This is a genomic window from Xylophilus sp. Leaf220, from assembly GCF_001421705.1.
Classification (GTDB): Bacteria; Pseudomonadota; Gammaproteobacteria; order Burkholderiales; family Burkholderiaceae_C; genus Xylophilus.
This window is the reverse complement of record NZ_LMKO01000025.1, coordinates 21,286-45,184: the sequence shown is the minus strand read 5'-3', so window position 1 is coordinate 45,184 and position 23,899 is coordinate 21,286. Positions and strand designations below refer to the sequence as shown.

At 71.9% G+C, this 23,899-nt stretch carries 16 protein-coding genes and 1 riboswitch; of the genes, 8 read left to right on the top strand and 8 right to left on the bottom strand.

The features are described from left to right. A complete protein-coding gene (locus ASE76_RS16660) occupies window positions 1-2,853 on the bottom strand; it encodes a DUF349 domain-containing protein (protein WP_055842079.1) in 2,853 nt (950 codons plus the stop codon). Between the two features lie 286 nt (window positions 2,854-3,139). Further along, entirely contained in the window at window positions 3,140-7,060 is a 3,921-nt protein-coding gene (locus ASE76_RS16655) for a DUF748 domain-containing protein (RefSeq protein WP_055842076.1), read from the bottom strand. A 528-nt stretch (window positions 7,061-7,588) separates the two neighbouring features. On the opposite strand from ASE76_RS16655, the gene ASE76_RS16645 reads away from it, so the two are divergent. The 4 genes from ASE76_RS16645 to yccS all read left to right on the top strand — a co-directional run bounded on the left by ASE76_RS16645 (window position 7,589) and on the right by yccS (window position 12,846). After that, window positions 7,589-8,473: a lytic transglycosylase domain-containing protein gene (locus ASE76_RS16645; protein WP_055842070.1), complete on the top strand. Its 885-nt coding sequence runs from the start codon at window positions 7,589-7,591 to the stop codon at window positions 8,471-8,473. 49 nt (window positions 8,474-8,522) lie between these two features. Further along, a riboswitch (ZMP/ZTP riboswitch) is annotated at window positions 8,523-8,686 on the top strand. A 57-nt stretch (window positions 8,687-8,743) separates the two neighbouring features. Then, window positions 8,744-9,988 (top strand): serine hydroxymethyltransferase, encoded by a 1,245-nt coding sequence (gene glyA, locus ASE76_RS16640; protein WP_055842067.1) that lies wholly within the window; start codon window positions 8,744-8,746, stop codon window positions 9,986-9,988. A gap of 40 nt (window positions 9,989-10,028) precedes the next feature. Next, window positions 10,029-10,478: a transcriptional regulator NrdR gene (nrdR, locus tag ASE76_RS16635; protein ID WP_055842062.1), complete on the top strand. Its 450-nt coding sequence runs from the start codon at window positions 10,029-10,031 to the stop codon at window positions 10,476-10,478. An 85-nt stretch (window positions 10,479-10,563) separates the two neighbouring features. Continuing rightward, window positions 10,564-12,846 (top strand): YccS family putative transporter, encoded by a 2,283-nt coding sequence (yccS, locus tag ASE76_RS16630; RefSeq protein WP_082448675.1) that lies wholly within the window; start codon window positions 10,564-10,566, stop codon window positions 12,844-12,846. Here the strand turns inward: yccS and aroC are convergent. The 3 genes from aroC to ASE76_RS16615 all read right to left on the bottom strand — a co-directional run bounded on the left by aroC (window position 12,827) and on the right by ASE76_RS16615 (window position 16,338). After that, window positions 12,827-13,924, bottom strand: a complete 1,098-nt coding sequence (gene aroC, locus ASE76_RS16625) for a chorismate synthase (RefSeq protein ID WP_055842059.1) — start codon at window positions 13,922-13,924, stop codon at window positions 12,827-12,829. The two genes, yccS and aroC, sit on opposite strands and share 20 nt — an antisense overlap. A 69-nt stretch (window positions 13,925-13,993) precedes the next feature. Next, window positions 13,994-15,610, bottom strand: coding sequence for a methyl-accepting chemotaxis protein (locus ASE76_RS21405; RefSeq protein ID WP_055842056.1), 1,617 nt, complete (start codon window positions 15,608-15,610; stop codon window positions 13,994-13,996). A gap of 275 nt (window positions 15,611-15,885) precedes the next feature. After that, window positions 15,886-16,338 carry a CBS domain-containing protein gene (locus tag ASE76_RS16615; protein ID WP_055842053.1) on the bottom strand — a complete coding sequence of 151 codons (453 nt, stop codon included), beginning with the start codon at window positions 16,336-16,338 and terminating at the stop codon, window positions 15,886-15,888. A gap of 103 nt (window positions 16,339-16,441) precedes the next feature. Here ASE76_RS16615 and ASE76_RS16610 point away from each other — a divergent pair, with 103 nt between their 5' ends. Together ASE76_RS16610 and ASE76_RS16605 are read left to right on the top strand one after the other, a co-directional pair. After that, window positions 16,442-17,752, top strand: coding sequence for an O-acetylhomoserine aminocarboxypropyltransferase (locus ASE76_RS16610; RefSeq protein WP_055842050.1), 1,311 nt, complete (start codon window positions 16,442-16,444; stop codon window positions 17,750-17,752). A gap of 2 nt (window positions 17,753-17,754) precedes the next feature. Then, window positions 17,755-18,588 (top strand): alpha/beta fold hydrolase, encoded by an 834-nt coding sequence (locus ASE76_RS16605; RefSeq protein WP_055842047.1) that lies wholly within the window; start codon window positions 17,755-17,757, stop codon window positions 18,586-18,588. Window position 18,589: 1 nt separating this feature from the next. Here the strand turns inward: ASE76_RS16605 and ASE76_RS16600 are convergent, their stop codons facing one another. Continuing rightward, the gene (locus ASE76_RS16600; protein WP_201781878.1) at window positions 18,590-19,858 is read right to left on the bottom strand and encodes a YihY family inner membrane protein; all 1,269 of its coding nucleotides are present in this window, start codon (window positions 19,856-19,858) and stop codon (window positions 18,590-18,592) included. A 55-nt stretch (window positions 19,859-19,913) separates the two neighbouring features. Here ASE76_RS16600 and ASE76_RS16595 point away from each other — a divergent pair, with 55 nt between their 5' ends. Both ASE76_RS16595 and ASE76_RS16590 read left to right on the top strand, forming a co-directional pair. Next, a complete protein-coding gene (locus ASE76_RS16595; protein ID WP_055842043.1) occupies window positions 19,914-20,309 on the top strand; it encodes a DUF2069 domain-containing protein in 396 nt (131 codons plus the stop codon). 75 nt (window positions 20,310-20,384) lie between these two features. Continuing rightward, window positions 20,385-21,851: an FAD-binding oxidoreductase gene (locus tag ASE76_RS16590; RefSeq protein WP_055842039.1), complete on the top strand. Its 1,467-nt coding sequence runs from the start codon at window positions 20,385-20,387 to the stop codon at window positions 21,849-21,851. A gap of 90 nt (window positions 21,852-21,941) precedes the next feature. Here ASE76_RS16590 and ASE76_RS16585 read toward each other — a convergent pair whose 3' ends face one another. Both ASE76_RS16585 and ASE76_RS16580 read right to left on the bottom strand, forming a co-directional pair. Beyond that, window positions 21,942-22,745, bottom strand: coding sequence for an ATP-binding cassette domain-containing protein (locus ASE76_RS16585; RefSeq protein WP_055842038.1), 804 nt, complete (start codon window positions 22,743-22,745; stop codon window positions 21,942-21,944). Beyond that, window positions 22,742-23,800: an iron ABC transporter permease gene (locus tag ASE76_RS16580; protein WP_055842035.1), complete on the bottom strand. Its 1,059-nt coding sequence runs from the start codon at window positions 23,798-23,800 to the stop codon at window positions 22,742-22,744. The genes ASE76_RS16585 and ASE76_RS16580 overlap by 4 nt, the downstream gene beginning before the upstream one ends. Between the last annotated feature and the right edge of the window lie 99 nt (window positions 23,801-23,899).

Below are 23,899 nucleotides of genomic sequence, written 5' to 3'. Positions count from 1 at the left end.
TCAGGACGTCTTCAGCAGCGTCTTCAGAACGTTCTGCAGACGGCGGGCGTTCTGCGCCTCGCTCGGGCTGGCCAGCACCTTGGCCACGTCCTCGCCCCAGGTCTGGGCCGGGGTCGGGTCGTTGCGGCGGGTCAGCAACTGCAGCTGCAGCAGGCGACGGGCGCTCATGTGCTCGGCCGGCGTGGGTGCTTCCGCGGCGATCTCGAGCCGCAACAGCGCTTCCGCCGCATCGCCCTTCGTCACGCCGCCGAGGGCCTGCGACCAGGCGGAGCGCACGGCCGGCGCCACCCGCGGGCCCAGCTCCTGGGTGCCAGGGATCGCGGCCGGATCGCGCTTCTCCCACGCTTCCATCAGGTGGCTCAGTGCCTCGCCGTGGGCCTGGGCCGCCAGCTTGCGCAGCGTGGCCTGGGCATGTTCCAGGGCTTCGCGCTGGGCGCGGAAGGCGGCATCGCCCAGGCGCGGGCCGCGGTCTTCGTAGGCCGGACGGTCGCCGAAGCGGCCGCCCGCACCCGGGCCACCGGCACCGGGGCCGCGCGGGCCGCGGTCGTCCGGACGGCCGGGACGACCGGGGCCGCCCGGACCCCGCGCACCCGGACCACCGGCGCGGTCGCCGAACTTGCCGCCGCGGCCCGGCACCACCGGCTCCGACTTGCGCATGCCGGGACGGTCGTCGCCCCGCACCGCCACGACCGGCTTGGGGGCCGGCTTCGGCGGCGCTGCCGGTTCCGCGGGCGCAGCGGCCTCGGCCGGCGCGTCGCCTTCGGCAGCCGGCTCGGCCGACGCATCGCCTGCAGCGGCCGGCGCGGCAGCATCGCCACCCTCGGCGTTTGCTATATTTTCAGTAGCAGCAGGTCCGGACGCAGCGCCAGCTGGCGCCCCGTTCGGTGCAGGGCCGGCCGCCGATGCCGCCGCGGCCGCATCGGCCTGGCCGCGCAGGGCGGCGTCGAGCGCCGACATCGCGGCGCGGATGCGCTGCGCATCGCCGCTGGCGTTGGCGGCTTCCAGCGCCTTGGAGGCGTCGAGCACCACCCGGTCGTGGTGGCTCACGGCCGATGCCGCCTTCTCGCGCTCGGCGGTCTTGCGGTTGAACGCGTCGTCGATCGGCTTGCGGAAGGCGTCCCACAGCTTCTGTTCGTGCTTGCGGTCCAGCGGCACCGTCTGCGCCTCGGCCTGCCAGCGCTGCTGCAGCGCCTTGACCGCGTCGATCCGCAGCATCGGCGCGGCACCCAGGGCGACGGCCTCGTCGATCATCGCGTGGCGGCGGGCCAGGCTGTCCTTCTGGGCCGCTTCCATCGGCGCGGCGGCGGTGGCGAAGGCCTCCTTCCACTGCGGCTGGATCTCGGCGAAGGCTTTCTCGCCCAGGTGGCCGGCATCGCGCCAGCGGTCGGCGAACTGGTGCAGGCCGCGGTTGAGCGCCTTCAGGTCCTGGCCGCCGGCATGCGCCTGGCCGAAGGCCTTCAGTTCCTCGATCAGCGCCAGGCGCTGGCCGCGGTGCTCGGCGGCGTCGGCCTTGACCTTCTCCAGCCAGGCCTCGACCACCTTGTGCGCCTCGTTGCAGGCTTCGTCGAAGCGCTTCCACAGCGCATGGTTGGACGGGCCGCCCTGGTCGGTCTGCTTCCATTCCTCGCGCAGGCGGCGCAGGGTTTCCTGCATCTTGCGGCCGCCGAGGGCCTGGCCTTCGGGGCGCTTGGTCAGGCCTTCGGCCTGGGCGACCAGCTCTTCGCGCAGCTGGTCGGCGCGCCAGCGCTGCCAGCCCTCGAGTTCGCCGGCGGCCGACAGGGCCGCGTGGACCTTGGCTTCCAGCGCCGGGTCGATATGGCGGCCGTGCTCTTTCAGCACATTGCGCAGCGCGGTGGCGGCACCGGCGCTGGCCTTGCCGTGGCCTTCGGCGGTTTCCTGCTCCAGCTTGCCGACGGCCTCGGCCACCGCCTTGCGGGCCTTGTCGCGCACGGCCGGGTCGACCATCTTGCCGCGCGGCGCGCGGGGTGCCGCACCGCCGGCCGGGGCCGCGCCGTCCTCGGCGGCGACGACGCGGGCCGGGCCGCCCCGGGCGACCGTCAATTCCTCCGCCCACACCGGCACCGGCGGAAGCGGCGCGGCGGTGTCGGCGGCCGCGGCCACGGCCTGGGCCACGGCGGCCTGGAAGGCCTCCCACACCACCAGCAGCTGGGCCTTGGAGGCATCGAGCTGCGGCGGGAACTTGGCCTCCACGCTCGGCCAGGCGGCGTCGCCGGCCAGGGTGGCGGCCTGGTCCTGCCAGTGCTGCACGTCGCTGCGCAGGGTGTCGACCGCGCCTTCCGCATCGCGCCACGGCTTGGTGGAGAGCACCTCGATGCGCTGGGCCAGCAGCACCGCGGCTTCGCGCTGCACCTGCACCCGGTGCTGCAGGTCCTCGATGACCTTGACCCGGTCGGCCACCTGCACCTTGAGCAGGGACAGCGGCTCGCGCGAGAGCGGCGCGCCGGCCTTGGCGGCATCGCGCTGCCAGGCCAGGGCGTCGGCGATGTTGAGCTTGGGCGCGGCCAGCAGGGCCTGGGCCTTCTCGGCCCATTCGGCGGCGATCGCCTCCTGGCCCTTGGCGCGCTTGAGTTCGTCCAGGCGCTCGCGCAGCGGGCGGGCGGCACCCTTGTCGCGCACGCTCAGCTCCTTGAAGACGTCCTGGATCTGCTCGGCGGAGGGTTGGCGGGCCAGCCATTCGCGCACGCGCGAAGCGCGCTCGCCGGACGTGGCGGCCGAGAAGGCGCCGCCCGTCAAGGCATCCAGCGGATGCGCTTCGGCGGCCTTGGCTGGGGTCGGGTTCACGTCGTTGGCGTCGGGCATTGTCTTGGGGGTGCGGGAAGGGAATGGAAACATGGGGCGGATGGTGCGGATCGGAAGCCCTGGCGCAGACTTTTTGCGTGCGCGCAGCGCCGGGCGGCTTTTGCCGGGCCGGCCGCCGCAGGACACGGCGAGGCGAAAGGCGCTATTTTCACCGCCTTTTCGGCCGGCGCACTTCCGATGATGACAGGCCGGTCTTTCGGGGGGCCGAAGGCGGGGCCCGCGGCGGCCGGCGGAGGCCGCACGCCGCCCGGTTTTCGGTGCCCGGGAGGGACTCCGCGGCCTTCTATATAGAGAGCGTCGAAAGCGCTGCGGCGGCTCCTCAGCGCGCCGACAGATCCAGTTCCGCATGCGGCGTCCAGCCCGCGCGGGCGTCGGCATCGGACACCCGCCGCGCGGCACCGACGAACAGCCGGTCGGTCGCGACGCCGTGCGCCGCCAGGTAGTCGCGCACCGCGGTGCCGCGGCGCACCGCCAGCGACTGCACCGTGTCGTCGGTCACGTCGATCTGCTCCATCAGCAGCTTCTCCATCTCGTCGGCCGGCAGCGTGCGGGCCAGGCCGATCGCGTTGCGGGGCTTGGGCATGTCGGTGCGGTCGTAGAGGCTGGCGAGCAGCGCGGCGCGCTCCTGCGGTGCCACCTGCACCTCGGCCAGGGCGGGCCGCGGCGTATCGCCCCGCGCGTCGGCCGGCAGGCTGCGGCGCTTCTCGATGCGCAGCAGCTGCTCGAGCCGTTCGCGGCGCAGGCCGTCGGCCTCGGTCTCGCGGTGGGCCATGCCGACCACCGTCATCCGCAGCGCCGGCCGCTCGACCAGCGCCTGCGCGACCTTGGCGAGCGACGCCTCGGCCGCGCCTGCGATCTCCGCGCTGCCCGGCGCGAAGCTCACGGTCGCCGCCTCCGACGCGTTGCCGCCCAGCGCGTTGCTCAGCAGGGAGAACGGCGAGGTGATCGCCCGGGCCACCAGGTTGACCAGGGCCTTGCCGATCACCGGCGCCAGGCTGAACTGCGGGTCGTTGAGCGAGCCCTGGATCGGCAGGTCGAGGTCGATCACGCCGTTGCGGTCGGCCAGCAGGGCCGTCGCCAGCTTGACCGGCAGGCTCGTTTTCGCATCGCCCTGCTGTTCGCCGAAGACCAGCTGGCGCAGCACCAGCGCGTTGGTGGCCGTCAACAGCCCGTCGGGCTGCACCTTGTAGGCCACGTCGACGTCGAGCTTGCCGCGCTCGATGCCATGGCCGACGTACTTGATCGCGTAGGGCGACAGTGGCGGCAGCTCCAGGTCGCGCACCTTGCCCTCGATGTCGAGCGCCAGCGGCTGCACCAGCGGATTGAGCTTGCCCTTGACTTCGAGCGAGGCGGTGCCCTCGACCTTGCCGCGCAGGCTCAGGTCGGCCATCGCAGGCCCGGCGCCCGCGCCGTCGGCCGCGGCGGCCGGCGCCGAGGTGAAGCCGCCGAGCTGTCCGGTCAGCTCGCTCAGGTTGGCCTCGTACGAGGGCTGGATGAACCGGTCGGAGAACAGCACCCGGCCGTTGACGAAGCGCACCGGGCCGACCCGCACCACCGGAGCCGGTTTCTGCGGGTCTTTCGGTGCCGTAGTCGGCGCCGCGTCACGGCCTCCCGCTATCTTTTCAGGAGCATCCGGCGCCGGCTTCCTCACCAGGTCGCGCAGGTTGCTGCGGCCGTTGGGATCGATCGCGATCCGGGCGAAGAAATCGCTCCAGACGGTGTCGTTCACCGAGGCGCGCAGCGCGCTGCCCGGGGCCACCGCGACCGACAGCCCGCGCAACTCCAGGTTGCCCCAGCCCAGCAGCGAGGTGGCGCCGCGCGAGAAGGCGCCGACCGAGAGCGCTCCGCCCCGCCGCGACGGCGCGACCGTCGCCACCCGCGCTTCCGACACCGGCGCGGTGGCCGGCGCGTCGGGCGCGGCGCTCAGGATGCGCACGTTCTCGACCGTGCCGTCGCCGTCGAGCTGCCACTGCGCGCCGGCGGGCGTGGCGGCGAACTTCACATCACCGGTGTAGCCCACCTCGGCCCGCGCCACCTGCACGTTGAGCAGGTCGTCGAAGTACGACTCGAAGGCCTGCAGCGGCACCCGCCGCGCCTCCAGCCGCCCGGCGACGGCCAGCGGCGAGGGCGCGACGGTGCCGCGGAACCGGGTGCGCCCGTCGGCCGCGGCGGTGCCCCGGCCGCGGCCGGCGGGCGCGGTCTCCTGCGCCTCCCCGATGCGGGCCGAGAGATCGACCGCGACCGGCGCCTCGCCCGGCACCAGCGGCCACTGCAGCCGGCCGGTGCCCAGCTGCAGCTCCGACACGTCGACGGCCACCGCCGGGGAGCGGCTGGCGTCGCGGAACTGCAGGGCGCCCTCGTCCAGCGCCAGTTGGCCGACCGCGACCGACCAGGGCATGGCGCCGGCAAAGGCCGGCGCGGGCGTGGCCGGGCCGGAGCTGCCGCGCGCTTCCTTCTCGGCCCCGTCCGGGCCGCCCGCCGGCGTGCCGGCCCGGGCCGCATCGGGCGCCACGCGCCAGTCCTCGAACATCCAGCGGCCCCGGGCGTCGCGCGCCAGACGCAGCTGGGGCGCCGAGATGCCGACCTGCGGCAGCGACACGCTGCGCCGCGCGGTGTCGATCCGGGCGCCGTCGAGCGTGAGGCGGCGCACGCCGGCCAGCGACTCGCCGGTGCGACCGGCCAGGGCCAAGTCGGCGAGGCGCAGGCTCTTCGCCTCGACCACGGTGCCGGCAGGGGACCACTGCAACACCGCCTGCGTGGCGAGCGTGCCGGCCAGCGTCGGCGCCAGCACGCCCTTCAGATAGGGCGCGGCCCAGGCGAGCGGGAGCGCGCCGCTGTCGATGTCGAGCGCCACCGCGTCGGGTGCCACCGTGCCACGCACCGCCAGATGCGCCGTGGTGGCGGCGCCTTCGCCGGCGCCGTTCCTGCGGCCGGCAGCGGGGCTCGTCACCTCGGCCGATGCGCTCAGGCGCGCCGGCTGCCTCACCGGCCAGGCGGCGCCTTGCAGGTCGAGAGCCAGGCCGCCCAGCGCCAGCGCTGCAGCGGGGTCGGTCGTGTCGTCCTGCCAGTCGACCTGCCCCTGCACGATCTTGAAGTGGGACACGGTGACGGTCCACGGCGGGGGCGCCTTGGTGGCGGCAGCCGCGACCGGGGCCGCCGCTTGCGCGGGCGCGGTCTTGCCATCGGCGGCGGGTGCGGTCGCCACGGCGGGTCGGCCCGTCCCTGCGATCCGGCCGTCGCGGCCGCGGCGCACCGTGGCGTGCGGCGCCTGCAGCGTCACCTGGCCGATGGCGGCCTCGCGGGCGAAGGGCCGCAGATGGGCGACCTCCACCGCCAGCCGCTCGGCCCGCAGCACCTCCTGCCCGCCGGCATCCTGCAGCACCGGGCGGTGGGCGGTGAACTGGCCACGGATCTCGAGGTTGGCCGGCGTCGGCGCCTCGGCCTGACGGAACGAGGCGTGTACCTCGGCGTCCAGAGTGCCGCCGGCCAGTCGCACCGGCAGGCCGGTGGGCCAGTAAGAGAGATAGGGCGCCAGGTCCAGGCCCTCGAAGCGCAGCGTGGCTTCGCCCTCGCGGGTGGAGGCGAAGGGCGTCGCCTGGGCCGAGCTGTCGAAGCGGCTGCCGTCGAGGGTGAAGGCCAGGTGCGGCTCGACCGCCGTCTCGCGTTGCGCGGCCAGGCTGCTGAGCAGCGGCAGGCGCAGGCCCAGGTCGCGCACCGCGTGGGCACGGCCACGGTCGTCCAAATCGATCTCGCCACCGCGCAGTTCCAGGTCGTGCAGCGAGAAGCGCACCGGCGCGGCCGCAGGGTCGCGCGGCGTGCGCTCCAGCCGCGCCAGGATGTCGTCGATATCGAAGCCGCCCTCGCCCTTGTGTGCGATGCGCAGACGGGGCTGCTCGATCCGCAGCGTGCGCACCACCGGTGCCAGGTAGCGCACAGACGACCAGGCGAGCCGCAGCCGTACCGCGTCGATCTGCAACTGCGGCGGGGCGCCGGGCACGGCCCCCGCCACCGCCAGGTCGTGCATCCGCAGCTCCAGCCGCCAAGGCCGGAAGTCGATCCGGCCGGCCGTCACCGCCCGGCCGAGCCGCTCCGACGCCTGATGCGCCAGCTGGTGGCGCACCAGGTGCGGCACACCCCACCAGGCCAGGACGACGAGGAACGCGAACGCGGCCAGCAGGATGCCGAACGCGCGCAGGTAGCGCAGCGCGCGCTGCTTCGGTGGGATGCGGTCTGCAGTCATCGCGGCAGCTCCGCGCGGGGGATGTGGATCGGCATCGGCTGAGTGTCGGTGATGCGGGCGGGGCGGATTCGGCGGGCGGGGCGGTCGATTACGTACCGTTGGTAGGAGCTGCGACAGAGATTGCGTACCGTGCCATACGCGATCTGGCCCATCCCGCCGCCCGTCGCCCGGAGCGGGTAGGACAAAACCCGGCTTTCATCCGGAAACACTCTTTTCGCCGAGGAAAAGTAATGTGCCACCCGCTCACAACTACTTTTCGACAGACACATATGGAATATCGATCGTATTCTTTATAGTTGACTCGATATTTGGAAGCCTCCTAGAATCCGCCCGTTCCCGAAATCGGGACCCCGACCCCCGCTGCCGACCAACCGGCTAAGTCGATTCGTTGCCTCATCTTCCCTGCCCCATCGCGGCAGGCCTGCACGAATCCGATGGCGACCCAATCCAAACGAGCGACCGTTCTCCTGCGAGACATGCCTGGCATGTGGCGCGCAGGCCGGCCCCCTCGTGTAGAAAGGAAGAGCTATGACAGCGTTAGGAAAAATAGCCCAGGCCGCGCGGACCTTCACCGCCGACGTCGCCGAGGGATTTTTCGAGATCACGCACAACGGTTTTGCCCTGATCGGCCTCGTGGTGGCTTTCGCCGCCCTGACGCTGTTCCTTCGGGGAGACCTCCGCCAATCCGGCGAAGCGCAACTGATGGGCCTGCTGCAGGCCCGCCTGGTCGAGCAGGTCGGCCTGCCGATCCAGCGCGATGCGGTGGAACGTGCCACCGCGACCAACCCGCAGGAACTGCCCAAGGCCCAGGCCGCGGTGGCGTTCTGGCTGAGCAAGAAGTACCGGGTGGCGCCCGAGCCGATCGGCGCGCTGGTGGCCGAGGCCTTCGACACCGGCGCCCGCACCAAGCTCGACCCGACGCTGATCCTCGCGATCATGGCGGTGGAGTCGGGCTTCAACCCGTTCGCGCAGAGCCCGGTGGGCGCACAGGGCCTGATGCAGGTCATGACCCGGGTGCACACCGACAAGTACCAGCACTTCGGCGGCCAGTTGGCGGCCTTCGATCCGGTGACCAACCTGCGGGTGGGCGTGAAGGTGCTGCAGGAATGCATCGCACGTGCCGGCTCGCTGGAGGCCGGCCTGCGCTACTACGTGGGTGCGGCCAACATGGAGGACGACGGCGGCTACGCCGCCAAGGTGCTGGCCGAGCACGGCCGTCTCCGCTCGGTCGCGCTGGGCAAGAACGTGCCGGTGACGCCGCCCGCGATCGTGGTGCCGCCGCCGGCCGCCGTGCCGGCGCCCGCCCAGCCGATCAAGGTCGAGGCTCCGGCCCCTGCACCCGCCGCCCCGGCGGCAGCGCCGAAGCTGGTCGCCCTGGCGACCGACGGGCTCGAAGCCGTCGACGCCCGTTGATCCGGCAAGGTCTTCGGCGCGGCGCCCGGCCAGGCCGGTGCGCTAAAATCATTGGGTACGCGACTGGCGATAGGCGCGGCCCCCGCATGGCGGACAGGCCGCCGCTGACGTGGAACCACCGCAGGGCACGCGCCCTCGACAACCACTGGGAAGCGTACCGCCCCGGATGCCGTAGGCACCGGAGTGTTTCAGCCGTTCGCCTGGGCAGCCCTTCCTGGAACCGTGCACCGCGCACCGCCCAGAGGGACCACGTCTGTCAGGACTGCCACCATGTACCACCGCAACCTGCTCGTCGAGCAAGCCGACCCTGAACTCTTCGCGGCCATCCAGGCCGAGAACGCCCGCCAGGAACACCACATCGAACTGATCGCCAGCGAGAACTACGCGTCTCCGGCGGTGATGTGGGCCCAGGGCACCCAGTTGACCAACAAGTACGCCGAGGGCTATCCCGGCAAGCGCTACTACGGCGGCTGCGAGCATGTCGACGTGGCCGAGCAACTGGCCATCGACCGGGTCAAGCAGATCTTCGGCGCCGACGCCGCCAACGTGCAGCCGCATTGCGGTGCGTCGGCTAACGAGGCCGTCTTTCTCGCATTCCTCAAGCCCGGCGACACCATCATGGGCATGTCGCTCGCCGAAGGCGGCCACCTGACCCACGGCATGCCGCTCAACATGAGCGGCAAGTGGTTCAATGCCGTCTCCTACGGCCTGAACGAGAAGGAAGAGATCGACTACGACGCGATGGAGCGCAAGGCCCACGAAACCAAGCCCAAGCTGATCGTGGCCGGTGCCTCCGCCTACAGCCTGCGCATCGACTTCGAGCGTTTCGCCAAGGTGGCCAAGGACGTCGGCGCGATCTTCATGGTCGACATGGCCCACTACGCCGGCCTGATCGCCGCGGGCGAATACCCCAACCCGGTGCCGCATGCCGACGTGGTGACCTCCACCACCCACAAGAGCCTGCGCGGTCCGCGCGGCGGCATCATCCTGATGAAAGCCCAGCACGAGAAGGCGATCAACAGCGCCATCTTCCCGGGCCTGCAGGGCGGCCCGCTGATGCACGTGATTGCGGCCAAGGCGGTGGCCTTCAAGGAAGCGCTGCAGCCCGAGTTCAAGACCTACCAGCAGCAGGTGGCCAAGAACGCCCGCATCGTGGCCGACACCCTCACCGAGCGCGGCCTGCGCATCGTGAGCGGCCGCACCGAGAGCCACGTGATGCTGGTCGACCTGCGCGCCAAGGGCATCACCGGCAAGGAAGCCGAGGCGGTGCTGGGCAGCGCGCACATGACGATCAACAAGAACGCGATCCCGAACGACCCCGAGAAGCCGATGGTCACCAGCGGCGTGCGCATCGGCACCCCGGCGATGACCACCCGCGGCTTCAAGGACGACGAGGCCCGCGCCACCGCCCACCTGATCGCCGACGTGCTGGACAACCCGCGCGACCCGGCCAACATCGACGCGGTGCGCGCCAAGGTGCATGCCCTGACGAGCCGCTTCCCGGTCTACGGTTGAAGCCTGTTCGCCGCCATCGCCGCGTGCGCGCCGCCCTGCCGTGAAATGCCCCTTCTGCAACCACCCCGACACCCAGGTGGTGGAGACACGGGTGGCCGAGGACGGCACCTCGGTGCGGCGGCGGCGGCGGTGCGGCGACTGCGACAAGCGCTTCACCACCTACGAGCGGCCGGACGTCAGCCTGCCCGCGCTGGTCAAGAAGGACGGGCGGCGGGTCGACTACCGGCGCGAGAAGCTGCGCGCGTCGATGAACCTTGCGCTGCGCAAGCGGCCCATCGGCGTCGAGCAGGTCGATGCCGCGGTCGAGCGGATCGAGGAGACGCTGCTCGGGCTCGGCCTGCGCGAGCTGCCCTCCAACCGCATCGGCGAGCTGGTGATGCGGGAGCTGAAGCGGCTCGACAAGGTGGCCTACGTCCGCTTCGCGAGCGTCTACCGCAGCTTCGAGGACATCGACGAGTTCAAGACGCTGGTGGACGAGGTCCGTACCTGAGACCGGCGGCTACCCGCCCGGCTGTCTGTCAGGCCGTCCGTCTGCCGAGCGCCGAGACTGGCGCGCTTCCTGCGTCGTACCCCGCATGAATCTCACCACCGTCCGGCATGCGCTGCGGCGCCTCTGGGCGCAGGACACCTTCGTCTACAGCCTGCGGGTGGCCCTGGCGCTGGGCAGCGTGATGGCCGTCTGCTGGAGCTTCGGACGGATGGACCTGGTGATGCCGGTGCTGCTGGGCGTGATCGCCTGCGCGCTGGCCGAGACCGACGACAGCCTGCGCGGCCGGCTGCGGGCGGTACTGGTCACGATGGGCTGCTTCGTCGCGGTGGCCCTCGCGGTGCAGGCGCTGGCGGCGCATGTGGTGCTGTTCGGCCTGGCGCTGCCGGCAGCGGCCTTCGCCCTCACCTTGCTGGGTGCGGTGGGCGAGCGCTACCGCGCCATCGGCTATGCGACGCTGATCGTGGTGCTCTACACCGCCATCGGCCTGGAGCACCTGGCGGCCAGCGGCATCCCCTTCTGGCAACGGCCGCTGCCGCTGCTGGCGGGCGCCGCCTGGTACGGCGCGATCTCGCTGGTGTGGGCCGCCCTCTTCGCGCACCAGCCGGTGCAGCAGAACCTGGCCCTGCTCTTCGACGAACTGGCCGAGGCGCTGTGGATCAAGTCGTCGATGTTCGAGCCGGTACGCGGCATCGACGTGGCCCGCCGCCGCATCGCGCTGGCGCGCCACAACGGCCGGGTGGTGCAGGCGCTCAACACCGCCAAGGAGAGTCTGTTCCGCCGCATCGGCACCGGCACGGTGGCCAGCACCCGGATGCGCCGCTACCTGGGCCTGTACTTCATCGCGCAGGACGTGCACGAGCGGGCCAGCTCGTCCCACTACGCCTACGACGAGCTGACCGACGCCTTCTTCCACAGCGACGTGATGTTCCGCGGCCAGCGGCTGCTGTCGCTGCAGGGCCGCGCCTGCCTGGAGCTGGCCCGCGCGATCCGGATGCGGGAGCCGTTCGAGAAGCAGGCCGACAGCCTGCAGGCGATGGCCGACCTGCGTGCCGCGATCGACCACCTGCGGCACCGCCCGCCCGCCGACCGGCCCGAGACGCCCGGGCGCACCGCGCGGCTGCTGCGCTCCCTGCAGGCGCTGGCCGACAACCTGGCCGCGCTGGACGCGACGCTCACCAGCGCCGGCCGCCCGCCTGCCGAGCACGATGCGCAGCGCGACAGCAGCCTGTTCGACCGCTCGCCCCGCACCGCCCGCGACGCCATCGGCCGGGTGCGCCAGCAACTGGGTCTGGCGTCGCCGCTGTTCCGGCATGCGGTGCGCCTCTCGCTGGCGCTGGGCGCGGGCTACGCCGCGATGCAGGCGATGCATGTGCAGGAAGGCTGGTGGGTGGTGCTGACGACGCTCTTCGTCTGCCAGCCCGGCTACGGCGCGACGCGCTTGCGGATGCTGCAGCGGGTGGCCGGCACCTTCGGCGGGCTGGTGGTGGGGTGGATGCTGTTCGGCCTGTTCCACCAGCCGCTGGTGCAGGCTACGCTAGCCGTCGTGGCGGGCATCGTGTTCTTCGCGGCACGGCGCAACCGCTACGCCCTGGCCACCGGCGCGATCACCCTGCTGGTGCTGCTGTGCTTCAACCAGATCGGCAACGGCTACGACCTGATCGTGCCGCGCATGGTCGATACCGTGGCCGGCGCGCTGATCGCCGGCGTCGCGGTTTTCCTGGTGCTGCCCGACTGGCAGGGCCGGCGGCTGGAAACCACCGCCGCCCACGCGGTCGGCGCCAGCGCCAGGTACCTGCAGGCGATCCTGCAACAGTACCTGCACGGCAAACAGGACGACCTGGCCTACCGGCTGGCGCGCCGCAATGCGCACAACGCCGATGCCGCGCTTTCCTCGGCCCTGGTGCAGATGCTGCAGGAGCCGGGCTTCCTGCACCGCAACGGCGAGGCGGCGATCCGCTTCATGGTGCTGTCGCACACGCTGCTCAACTACCTCTCGGCACTGGGCGCGCACCGCGGCGCGGTTTCGGCCCACGGCCGCGACCCGCTGCTGGAGCAGGCCGGCGCTTTTCTGATGCAGGCCCTCGGGCAGGTGGCCTCGCATCTCGCGGACCATCGCACCATGGAAGCCGCGGCCCCGGAGTCGTTGACGCTGGCCGCCGCGCTGGAGGCGCACGACGGCTCCGATGGCCTGGGCCTGGAGCACATCCAGATGGCCCTGCTCTGCCGGATGGTGGAGCCGCTGCGGGCCGGCGCGGCGCGCCTGGTCGAACAGCCGGCGGTGGGCTGGAACACAGCCGGGCCGGCACCGCAGGCGCCGGCCGAGGGCCTTCCGACCCCGCCGCCCGCCGCTACAGGAACGAAGCCTTGAGCACCGGCGCCGGCGGCGCCACGTCGCCGCACTGCGCCCGGTGGCGCAGCGCATGGTCGATCATCACCAGCGCCAGCAGCGCCTCGGCGATCGGCGTGGCGCGGATGCCGACGCAGGGGTCGTGCCTGCCCTTGGTGACCACCTCGACCGGCCGCCCCTCGGTGTCGATCGAGGCGCGCGGGCTGATGATCGAGCTGGTGGGCTTGATCGCGATGGAGACCTCGATGTCCTGCCCGCTGCTGATGCCGCCCAGGATGCCGCCGGCGTTGTTGGTCTCGAAGCCTTCGGGCGTGATCGAATCGCCGTGCACCGTGCCGCGCTGCGAGACGCTGGCGAAGCCGGCGCCGATCTCCACGCCCTTGACCGCGTTGAGGCCCATCATCGCGAAGGCGATGTCGGCATCGAGCTTGTCGTAGAGCGGCTCGCCCAGTCCGACCGGCACGTTCTGCGCCGTGACCCGCAGCCGCGCGCCGCAGGAATCGCCAGTCTTCCTCAGCGCGTCCATGTAGGCCTCCAGCGCCGATACGTCGGCCACCGGGGCGAAGAACGGGTTCTCGCGCACGTGGCGCCAGTCCTCGAAGGCGATCGGCAGCTCGCCGACCTGCGTCATGTGGCCGCGCACCACGACGCCGTATTTCTCCTTGAGCCACTTCTTGGCGACGGCGCCGGCGGCCACCGTGGGTGCCGTCAGCCGGGCCGAGGAACGGCCGCCGCCGCGCGGGTCGCGGATGCCGTACTTGTGCCAGTAGGTGTAGTCGGCGTGGCCCGGCCGGAAGCTCTGGGCGATGGCCGAATAGTCCTTGCTGCGCTGGTCGGCGTTGCGGATCAGCAGCGCGATCGGGGTCCCGGTGGTCTTGCCCTCGTAGACGCCCGAGAGGATCTCGACCGCGTCGGGTTCGTTGCGCTGGGTGACGTGCCGGCTGGTGCCGGGGCGGCGCAGGTCCAGGTCGGGCTGGATGTCCGCCTCCGACAGCGGCATGCCGGGCGGGCAGCCGTCGATCACGCAGCCGATGGCCGGGCCGTGCGATTCACCGAAGTTGGTGACCGCGAAAAGAGTACCGAATGTGTTGCCGCTCATGGGCGGCGATTATCCCCGACGGGCCCGACCGCCCGGCCCCGCGCCGGCGCCGGCCGCGGCCCGGCCGGTTCAGCCCGCCGCCAGCCGGGGCGCTGCCCGCAGGTCCAGCGCCGGCTGCACGCGGGCCGCGGCGGCCACGGTGTCGAGCTGGAACACGCCGACCATCTGCGCCATGTGGGCGGCCTGGTCGCGCAGCGCCTGGGCGGCGGCCGTCGCCTGCTCCACCAGCGCGGCGTTCTGCTGGGTCATGCCGTCGAGGTGGGCCACCGCCTGGTTCACCTCGCCGATGCCCGACGCCTGCGACGCGGTGGCGCTGACGATCTCATCCATGATGTGGCTGACCCGCGAGATCGCCTGCACGATCTCGCCCATGGTGCCGCCGGCGGCCTGCACCAGCGAGGCACCCGTCTCGACCTTGCTGCCGGACGCGCCCAGCAGGCCCTTGATCTCCTTGGCCGCGGTGGCGCTGCGCTGCGCCAGGCTGCGCACTTCGGATGCCACCACCGCGAAGCCGCGACCCTGCTCGCCCGCGCGGGCGGCTTCCACCGCCGCGTTCAGCGCCAGGATGTTGGTCTGGAACGCGATGCCGTCGATCACGCCGATGATGTCATGCACCTTGCGCGACGATTCGGTGATCGCCTGCATCGTGTCGACCACGTCCTTCATCACCTTGCCGCCGCGCTCGGCCGCCTCGGAAGCCGAGCCGGCCAGGCCCTGGGCCTGGCGGGCGGCCTGGGCGTTCTGCGCCACGGTGCCGGTCAGGTGCTCCATGGATGCGGCCGTCTCCTCCAGGCTGCTGGCGGTCTGCTCGGTGCGGATGCTCAGGTCCTGGTTGCCGGAGGCGATCTCCTGCGACGCGGTCGCCACGCTGTCGGTAGCGCCACGCACCCCGCCCACCACCTGGGCCAGGAAGGCGTTCATCTGCACCAGGGAGCGCTGCAGTTCGCCGAATTCGTCGCGCCGGGCGGTGGTGGCCTTCTGCGTCAGGTCGCCGCCGGCGATCGCCTGGGCCAGTTGCAGCGAGCGGGCCAGCGGATCGCGGATCGAGCGCACCAGCAGGGCCGCCACGCCCATGCCCAGCACGATCACGACCAGGCCACCGGCGCCGCCCAGCAGCGCCAGGCGGCGGCCGGTGGCGGCGGCCTCGGCGGTCACTTCGTCGGTGCGCTCGCCGCGCAGGGCGATGTAGCGCTGGATGCCGGCCAGGTAGGCCTTGGTGGCGGGCTGGTAGTCGCTCTGCAGCTTGGCGCTGACGACCGCGCCGTCGCCGCTCTCCTGCGCCTCCATCAGCACCGCGGTCTTGGTGCGCAGCACCTCGGTCAGGGCGCCGATGGCGGCGAGCTGCGCCTTGGCCGGTTCCGAATCCTCGGCGGCGGCCAGGTCCTGCCGCAGCTTGACGATGGCGGCGGCCGAGCGGGTCTGCTCGTCCTTGAACAGGTCGGCGACCGACGGATCGGCGCTCAGCGCGCCGGCCATGGTCTTGGCGATGCTGGTCTCGGCCATGCCGTGCCACTGCACCGCGCTGGAGGTGAGTTCGTGCTGACGGGCGGTCAACTCGGCGGCCTGCGCATGGCCCACGTCGGAGCGCCAGTAGGTGGCGGCCGCGATGCCCAGCATGGCGACCAGCAGCAACAGGATCGCGCCCCATACCTTGCGGGCGACCGGCATGTTTTCGAGAAAATTCAAGGGAGTCCTTTGGGGGAAAGAAGGGCCGAGTGCCGAGCTGCCATCGCACCTGCAAGAGCCATACCCGCGCACGCGGTCACGACCCGGGCGGAATGTAGCAGCGGACGGCCGCGGCTGCACGCTCCGGAACCCCCGGCGGCGGCCGTCTCGCCGCGGCGTTGCGCGCAAGCGCCAACCGATGCCGCGGATGGCGGAATCTATGCAAGGAATCGATGACGTCCGCATCCCTTGCGGCCGTCGCGGCGCGGCGGCATGCGCCGGAGACGCCGGGCGCCTCAGCCGTTGTCTTCGGTGCCTTCGGGCCAGTCGCGGATGTAAGCCTTGAGCATCTTGTTCTCGAAGTTCTGGCTGTCGACCACCGCCTTGGCGACGTCGTAGAGGCTGATCACGCCCATCAGCATCTTCTGGTTCATGACCGGCATGTAGCGGGCATGGCGGTCGAGCATCATGCGGCGCACTTCGTCCAGTTCGGTCTCGGAGGTGCAGGTGAGCGGGTGGTCGTCCATCGCGGTGCGCACCAAGGTGGTCCCGATGGCGCCGCCGTTCTTCTCGAGCGTCTGGATCACCTCCCGGAAGGTGAGCATGCCGATCAGGTCGCCGTGCTCCATGACCACCAGCGAGCCGATGTCGCGCTCGGACATGATCGAGACCGCCGCGGCCAGCGGTTCCTCGGGCGTGACGGTGTAGAGGGTGTTGCCCTTGACACGCAGGATGTCGCTGACTTTCATGGGATGTCTCCGTGGGGTGGCGCCGATTGAATATAGCCCACAATCGTCCGGATTTCATTCCCGACAGGCCGCCTGCAAGGGGCCCCGACAACAGGAGACAGACGTGCCCGGCTATTCCGATCCCGGCTTCGACACGCTCGCGCTGCATGCGGGCGCCTCGCCCGACCCCGTCACCGGGGCGCGCGCCGTGCCGATCCACCTCACCACTTCCTTCGTCTTCGAATCCAGCGACCACGCCGCCGCGCTCTTCAACCTCGAGCGCGCCGGCCACGTCTATTCGCGGATCAGCAACCCGACCAACGCGGTGCTGGAGCAGCGTGTGGCGGCGCTCGAAGGGGGCATCGGCGCGATCGCCACCGCCAGCGGCCAGGCGGCGCTGCACCTGTCGGTGGCCACGCTGATGGGCGCGGGCAGCCACATCGTCGCCTCGACCGCGCTCTACGGCGGCTCGCAGAACCTGCTGCACTACACGATGCGGCGCTTCGGCATCGACACCACCTTCGTCAAGCCCGGCGACATCGACGGCTGGCGCGCGGCGGTACGCCCGAACACCAAGCTGTTCTTCGGCGAGACGGTGGGCAACCCCGGCCTGGACGTGCTCGACATCCCCACGGTGGGCGCCATCGCCCACGAAGCGGGCGTGCCGCTCTTGGTCGACTCGACCCTCACCTCGCCCTACCTGGTCAAGCCCTTCGACCTGGGGGCCGACCTGGTCTACCACTCGGCCACCAAGTTCCTCTCGGGCCACGGCACGGTGATCGGCGGCATCGTGGTGGACGGCGGCAGCTTCGACTGGGAGGCATCGGGCAGGTTCCCGGAGCTGACCGCAGCCTACGACGGCTTCCACGGCATGACCTTCAGCGAGGAATCGACCGTCGGCGCCTTCCTGCTGCGCGCCCGGCGCGAGGGCCTGCGCGACTTCGGCGCCTGCATGAGCCCCCACACCGCCTGGCTGGTCCTGCAGGGCATCGAGACGCTGCCGCTGCGGATGGAGCGGCATATGTCCAACACCCAGAAGATCGTCGAATTCCTGGCGGCGCATCCGCTGGTGGCGCGGGTGGGCCATCCGCTGCTGGAATCGCACCCCAGCCATGCGCTGGCCGAGAAGCTGCTGCGTTTCGGCGCCCGGGGCGCGGGCTCGGTCTTCAGCTTCGACATCAAGGGCAACCGCGCGCAGGGCAAGACCTTCATCGAGGCGCTGCGGGTCTTCAGCCACCTGGCCAACGTGGGCGACTGCCGCTCGCTGGTGATCCACCCGGCCAGCACCACCCATTTCCGGATGGCCGACGAGGCGCTGGCCGGCGCCGGCATCGCCCAGGGCACGATACGCCTGTCGATCGGCCTGGAAGACCCGGCCGACCTGATCGACGACCTGAAGCGCGCGCTGAAGGCGGCCGAGAAAGCAGGGGCCTGAGCATGCTCGTCGACGTACAGGGCCACGCCACCTACTGCTACACCGGCGGCAAGCCGTTCGATGCCGCCAAGCCCACCGCGGTATTCATCCACGGGGTGCTCAACGACCACAGCGTCTGGATCCTGCAGACCCGCTACCTGGCGCACCACGGCTGGAACGTGCTGGCGGTCGACCTGCCCGGCCACTGCCGCAGCGCCGGCGCGCCGCCCGCCACCGTCGAGGCCGGTGCCGACTTCGTGCTGGCGCTGCTGGATGCATTGGGCGTGGAGCGGGCCGCGCTGGTCGGCCACAGCTTCGGCTCCCTGATCGCGCTGGAGGCCGCGGGGCGCGCGCCCGGGCGGGTCTCGCACCTGGCGCTGGTCGGCACCGCGTTCCCGATGCCGGTATCGCCCGCGCTGCTGCAGGCCTCGCAGGACGCGCCGATGAAGGCGATCGACATGGTCAACACCTTCTCGCATTCGATGCTGGCGCCGCCGCCCTCCACCCTGGGGCCGGGGACCTGGCTCTACGGCGGGTCGCGGGCGCTGATGCGGCGGGTACTGCGCAGCAACCCGCGGGCCAACGTGTTCCACACCGGCTTCAAGGCCTGCGACGACTACCGTGGCGGCGAGGCGGCGATGGAGCGGGTGGCCTGCCCGGTGCTCTTCGTGCTGGGCGAGCAGGACCAGATGACGCTGCCGCGCATGGCCGACGGGCTGATGCAGGCGGCACGCCTCTGGCAGGTGGTGCGGCTGCAGTCGGGCCACGCGCTGATGGCGGAAGCGCCCGACGGCGTGCTGTTCGCGTTGCGGAATTTCCTGGGGACACCGGCTCCGCAACAAGCCGATGCTACTTAATTCATAGCACGTCGCCGAGGTACAGCGCCGACAGGCGGCCTTTTTGCCACAGGCCGTCGAGCGTGCGGGCCTGCGGCAGCAGCAGCCGCTCGACCAGCGGGGCCAGCAGCGTGCGGTCCGGGTCGGCCAGCAGCACGGTGCGCGAGGGGGTGTCTTCGCCCTGCTCCTGCAGCTGGCCCGTCCAGTCCAGCGAGGCCAGGGTTTCCAGCACCGGCTCCAGCTGCAGTGTGTCCACGCCCAGGGCCGCCGCCAGCTGCACCGTGGTGCGGCCGTGCAGGCCGGCGCGCTGCGCGGCCTGCAGCCGCTGCAGCACCTCGACCGCCAGCTGGAACTGCCAGCCGTGCGAGGCCGCCCGGCGCGACACGCCCGCCAGCAGGCTCGGCAGGTAGGCGGTGATCACCGCGCCCAGCAGCACGATCACCCAGGCCACGTAGATCCAGATCAGCAGGATCGGCAGGGTGGCGAAGGCGCCGTAGAGCACCGAATAGGTCGGCACCGCGCCCAGGTAGAGGCCCAGCACCCGCTTGGCCAGCTCGATGCCGATGGCCACGAACACCCCGCCGATCCAGGCGTGCGCCCATTTCACCCGCTGGTTGGGCACGTAGTGGTAGAGCGCCGCCATGCCGCCGGCCATCAGCAGGAACTCCATCGAATCGAGTAGCAGCCGCAGCGCGCCGGGCACCGCGTCGACCACGCCGCGCGAGGCGGTGATCACGAACGAGGTGGTCGACAGGCTCACCCCCAGCACCAGCGGCCCGAGCGTGGTGGCGGCCCAGTAGATCAGCACCCGCTGGCCCAGCGGCCGGGGTCGGCGCACCCGCCAGATGGCGTTGAGCCGGTAGTCGATCGTCAGGATCAGCGCCAGCGCGGTGACCAGCAAAAAGGAAAGCCCCACCCCGCCCAGCCGGCTCGCCTTGCTGGCGAACTGGGTCAGGTAGCCGAGCACCTGGCGGGCGATGCTGTCGGGCACCAGGCTCACGATCAGCCAGCGCTGCAGCTGCTCCTGTACCTGGCTGAACATCGGGAACGCGGTGAAGACGGCCAGCGCCACGGTGAAGAAGGGCACCAGCGCCAGCATCGTGGTGAAGGTGAGGCTGCTGGCGGTGAGCGCCAGCTGGTCTTCGCGAAACCGCTCCCGCAGGGTGAGCGCGGTGATGCGCCAGGGGAAGTGCGACAGGTCCAGCAGCAGCTGCTCCAGCCGCGGTCCCCAGCGGCGCTCCCAGGCGTCGGGCAGCCAGGAGGGGAATGGAGACCGGGGCACGCGCGACATGGCCGGTATGATGCCATCGCCTATGTCCGCGCCCCTTGCCCCGCCCCCCGTTTCCATGGGCGCCGTGCGTGCCGAACCCTCGGTGCGCCTGACCCGCTGGCTCGCGACCGGCAGCCTGCTGGGGCTGATCGCGCTCTCCCTGGCCTGGGAGCTGTGGCTGGCGCCGGTGCGGCCCGGCGGCTCCTGGCTGGCGCTCAAGGCGCTGCCGCTCTGCCTGCCGCTGGTGGGGCTGCTCAAGCACCGGATGTACACCTACCGCTGGGTCAGCCTGCTGGTCTGGCTCTATTTCACCGAAGGGGTGGTGCGCGCCTGGAGCGACCGGCCGCCCGGCAACTGGCTGGCACTGGTCGAGATACTGCTCTGCCTGGTGCTGTTCACCGCCTGCGCGATGCATGTGCGGCTGCGCCTGCGCCACGCCAGGGCCGCGGCGCCGGCCGCACCCGCGGCCTAGCCCCTCGGGCGGCGACGCCCACCCCCGCTTCGGTTCCTCCCTCGACTGACGACTCTCCGGACGACGACCACCGCTATGACCACCGCCACCGCCACCACGCCCTTCCTCGAAGCGCTCCGCCAGATCGTCGGCGACGCCCATGTCCTGACCGAGGGCGACCTGAGCGCCTGGGAGCAGGACTGGCGTAAGCGCGTCCACGGCAAGGCGCTGGCCGTGGTGCGCCCCGGCAGCACCGCCGAGGTGGCCGCCGTGGTGAAGGCCTGCGCCGCCGCTGGCACCGCCATCGTGCCGCAGGGCGGCAACACCGGCCTGGTGGTCGGATCGACCCCCGACCGCAGCGGCACCGAGGTGCTGCTGAGCCTGACCCGGCTGAACGCGGTGCGCGGCATCGACGCCGGCAACCTCACCATGACGGTCGAGGCCGGCTGCATCCTGCAGACCCTGCAGGAAACCGCGGACAAGGCCGGCCTGCTGTTTCCGCTGAGCCTGGCGGCCGAGGGCAGCTGCACCATCGGCGGCAACCTGGCCGCCAATGCCGGCGGCACGCAGGTGGTCCGCTACGGCAACGCCCGCGAGCTCTGCCTGGGCCTGGAAGTGGTCACCGCCCAGGGCGAGGTGTGGGACGGCCTGAGCGGCCTGCGCAAGGACAACACCGGCTACGACCTGCGCGACCTGTTCGTCGGCAGCGAAGGCACGCTGGGCATCATCACCGCGGCCACGCTCAAGCTGTATCCGCAGCCCGCCGCCTCGCTCACCGCCTGGGCCGCCGTGCCCTCGCTGGAGCAGGCGGTGGCGTTGCTGGGCCTGGCCCACAGGCAACTGGGCGCCGGCCTCACCGGCTTCGAGGTGATGGGCCAGTTCGCCCTCGGCCTGGTCGGCAAGCACATGCCGCAGCTGCGCGTCCCCTTCCTGGGCGACGACACCGCGCCCTACTGCGTGCTGCTGGAGAACGCCGACAGCGAATCCGAAGACCACGCCCGCCAGCGCTTCGAGCAGATGCTGGAGGTCGCCTTCGAGCAGGGCCTGGTCGGCGACGCGGTGGTGGCCGAAAACCTGGCCCAGGCCCACCAGCTCTGGCACATCCGCGAGAGCATTCCGCTGGCCCAGGCCGAGGAAGGCCTGAACGTGAAGCACGACGTGTCGATCCCCGTGTCGCGCATTCCGGAATTCGTCGCCACCACCGACGCGCTGCTGCAGCGGGAGATTCCCGGCGTGCGCCTGGTCAACTTCGGCCACCTGGGCGACGGCAACCTGCACTACAACGTGCAGGCCCCCGCCGACGGCGATGCCAGGGCCTTCCTGCGCGACCACGAGCATGCGATCAACGCCCTGGTCTACCGCTCGGTCGCCGCGTTCGACGGATCGTTCTCGGCCGAGCACGGCGTGGGTGCGCTGAAGGTCGAGGAACTGGAGGAATACAAGTCGCCGGTGGCCCTCGGCATGATGCGGGCGATCAAGCAGGCGCTGGACCCGCAGAACATCCTGAACCCGGGACGGGTGCTGCGGGCCGACGGCGCCGCCCCGGTCGCGCACTCGGCATGATGCTACTGAATTGATAGCTAGAGGCCGGCACTGCACGCCGGCCGCAGGCACTTTTCGTTCGAAATCTGCCTACAGGCCCTGGGCGGCTGCTCAGCCGAAGAGGTATTGCAGCGTGCCGTCCGCCAAGGCCACGGGCTCGCAGCGCATCTGCCAGACCGCCTCGATCCGTTCGGGCCGCAGCACCTCGGCCACCGGGCCGAAGCCGCAGCCGCCCGCGTCACTGCCCTCATCGCCCTCGCCGCCCAGCACCAGCGCATCGTCGGCATAGCGCAGCGCCAGGTTCAGGTCGTGCAGCACCGCGACGACCCCTACGCCCTGCTCCACCGCCCACTGCCGCAGCAGCCGCATGCAGCGGTGCTGGTGCTGCAGGTCGAGCGCGGCGGTGGGCTCGTCGGCCAGCAGCCAGCGCTCGGCCCCGTCGGCCGGCGGGTGCCAGACCTGGGCCAGGGCGCGGGCCAGGTGCACCCGGGCCTTCTCGCCGCCCGACAGGGTCTGCACGCTGCGGCCGGCCAAGTGGGACACGCCGGCCGCCTCTAAAGCCTGCCCGACGATCCCGGCCTCGTCCGGCGCGGGCCGCTGGCGGTGCGGAAAGCGGCCCAGCTCGACCACCTCGGTGGCCGAGAAATCGAAGGCGACCGCGCTCTCCTGCGCCATCAGCGCCCGGCGGCGCGCCAGCGCGGCGGCGGGCTGGCGGTGCAGCGGCAGGCCGTCGAGCAGCACGCTGCCCGACAGCGGCGCGCGCTGCCCGGCCAGGAGGCCCAGCAGGGTGGACTTGCCGGTGCCGTTGGGGCCGACGATGGCGGTGACGCGGCCGGCGCGCAGCCCCGCCGACACGGTCGCCAGCACCCGGCGGCCGTCGGCCGAGACAGCAGCGCTGCGGCATTCCAGGCTCATACGCTGCTCCGGAAGTGGCGCAGCATCAGCAGGAACACCGGCACGCCGATCAGCGCGGTCAACACACCCAGCGGCAGCTCGGCCGGCTGCACCAGCGTGCGGGCGACCGCGTCGGCCACCAGTACCAGCGCCCCGCCCAGCAGGGCCGCGCCGGGCAGCACCACCCGGTGGTCGGGCCCGGCCACCAGCCGCACCCAGTGCGGCGCGATCAGCCCGACGAAGCCGACGATGCCGGTGGTGGCGGTCACCGCGCCCACCGCCAGCGCGCAGACCAGCACCGCCCGCCGCTTGACCGCCTCCACCGGCACCCCGAGCAGCGCTGCCTGCGCTTCGCCGAGCGCGATCGCGTTCAGCGGCCGGGCCAGCCGCAGCCCGGCGACGGCGGCCACCGCCACCACCGCGCCGACCAGCGCCACCGCGCTCCAGCGGGCGCCGCCCAGGCTGCCCAGCAGCCAGAACTGCAGGCTGCGCAGCTGCTCGTCGCTGGCCAGAAAACTCAGCCAGCCCAGGCCCGCGCCGGCCAGCGCATTCACCGCGATGCCGGCCAGCAGCATCAGGCCCATGCGGGTGGTGCCCTGGCTCTGCGCCAGCGCATAGATCAGCACCGTCACGCCCAACCCGCCGCCGAAGGCCATCGCCACCAGCGTCCAGCTGCCGAGGGCACGCGGCAGCTCGGGAAACCACCGGCTGCCGACGACGATCGCCACGCCCGCCGCCAACGCGGCGCCGCTGCTGACGCCGATCAGCCCCGGGTCGGCCAGCGGGTTGCGGAACAGGCCCTGCATCAACGCGCCCGACAGGCCCAGGCCGGCGCCCGCGGCCACGCCCAGCAGCAGACGCGGCAGGCGGATGTTCATGAAGACCAGGTACTCGGGCGACGTACCGCCGCCGCCGAGCGCCTGCATCAGCACGTCCCACAGCTGGGCCGGCGAGATCGGGTACGCCCCGCTGGCGCTGCCGGCCAGCACCGCGGCCAGCAACAGTGCGCCGCCCAGGGCCAGCGCGGTACGGAGCGGCAGCCGGCGAGCCGATGCACCGGATGCGCGGTCAGCCATGGCGGATACTTCCGGACCCGGTGGGCGACGGCAGACCGGCGATCCACGCCCACAGTGCCGACACCCCGCAAGACGACCGGACCGCTGCGCACGCGACCC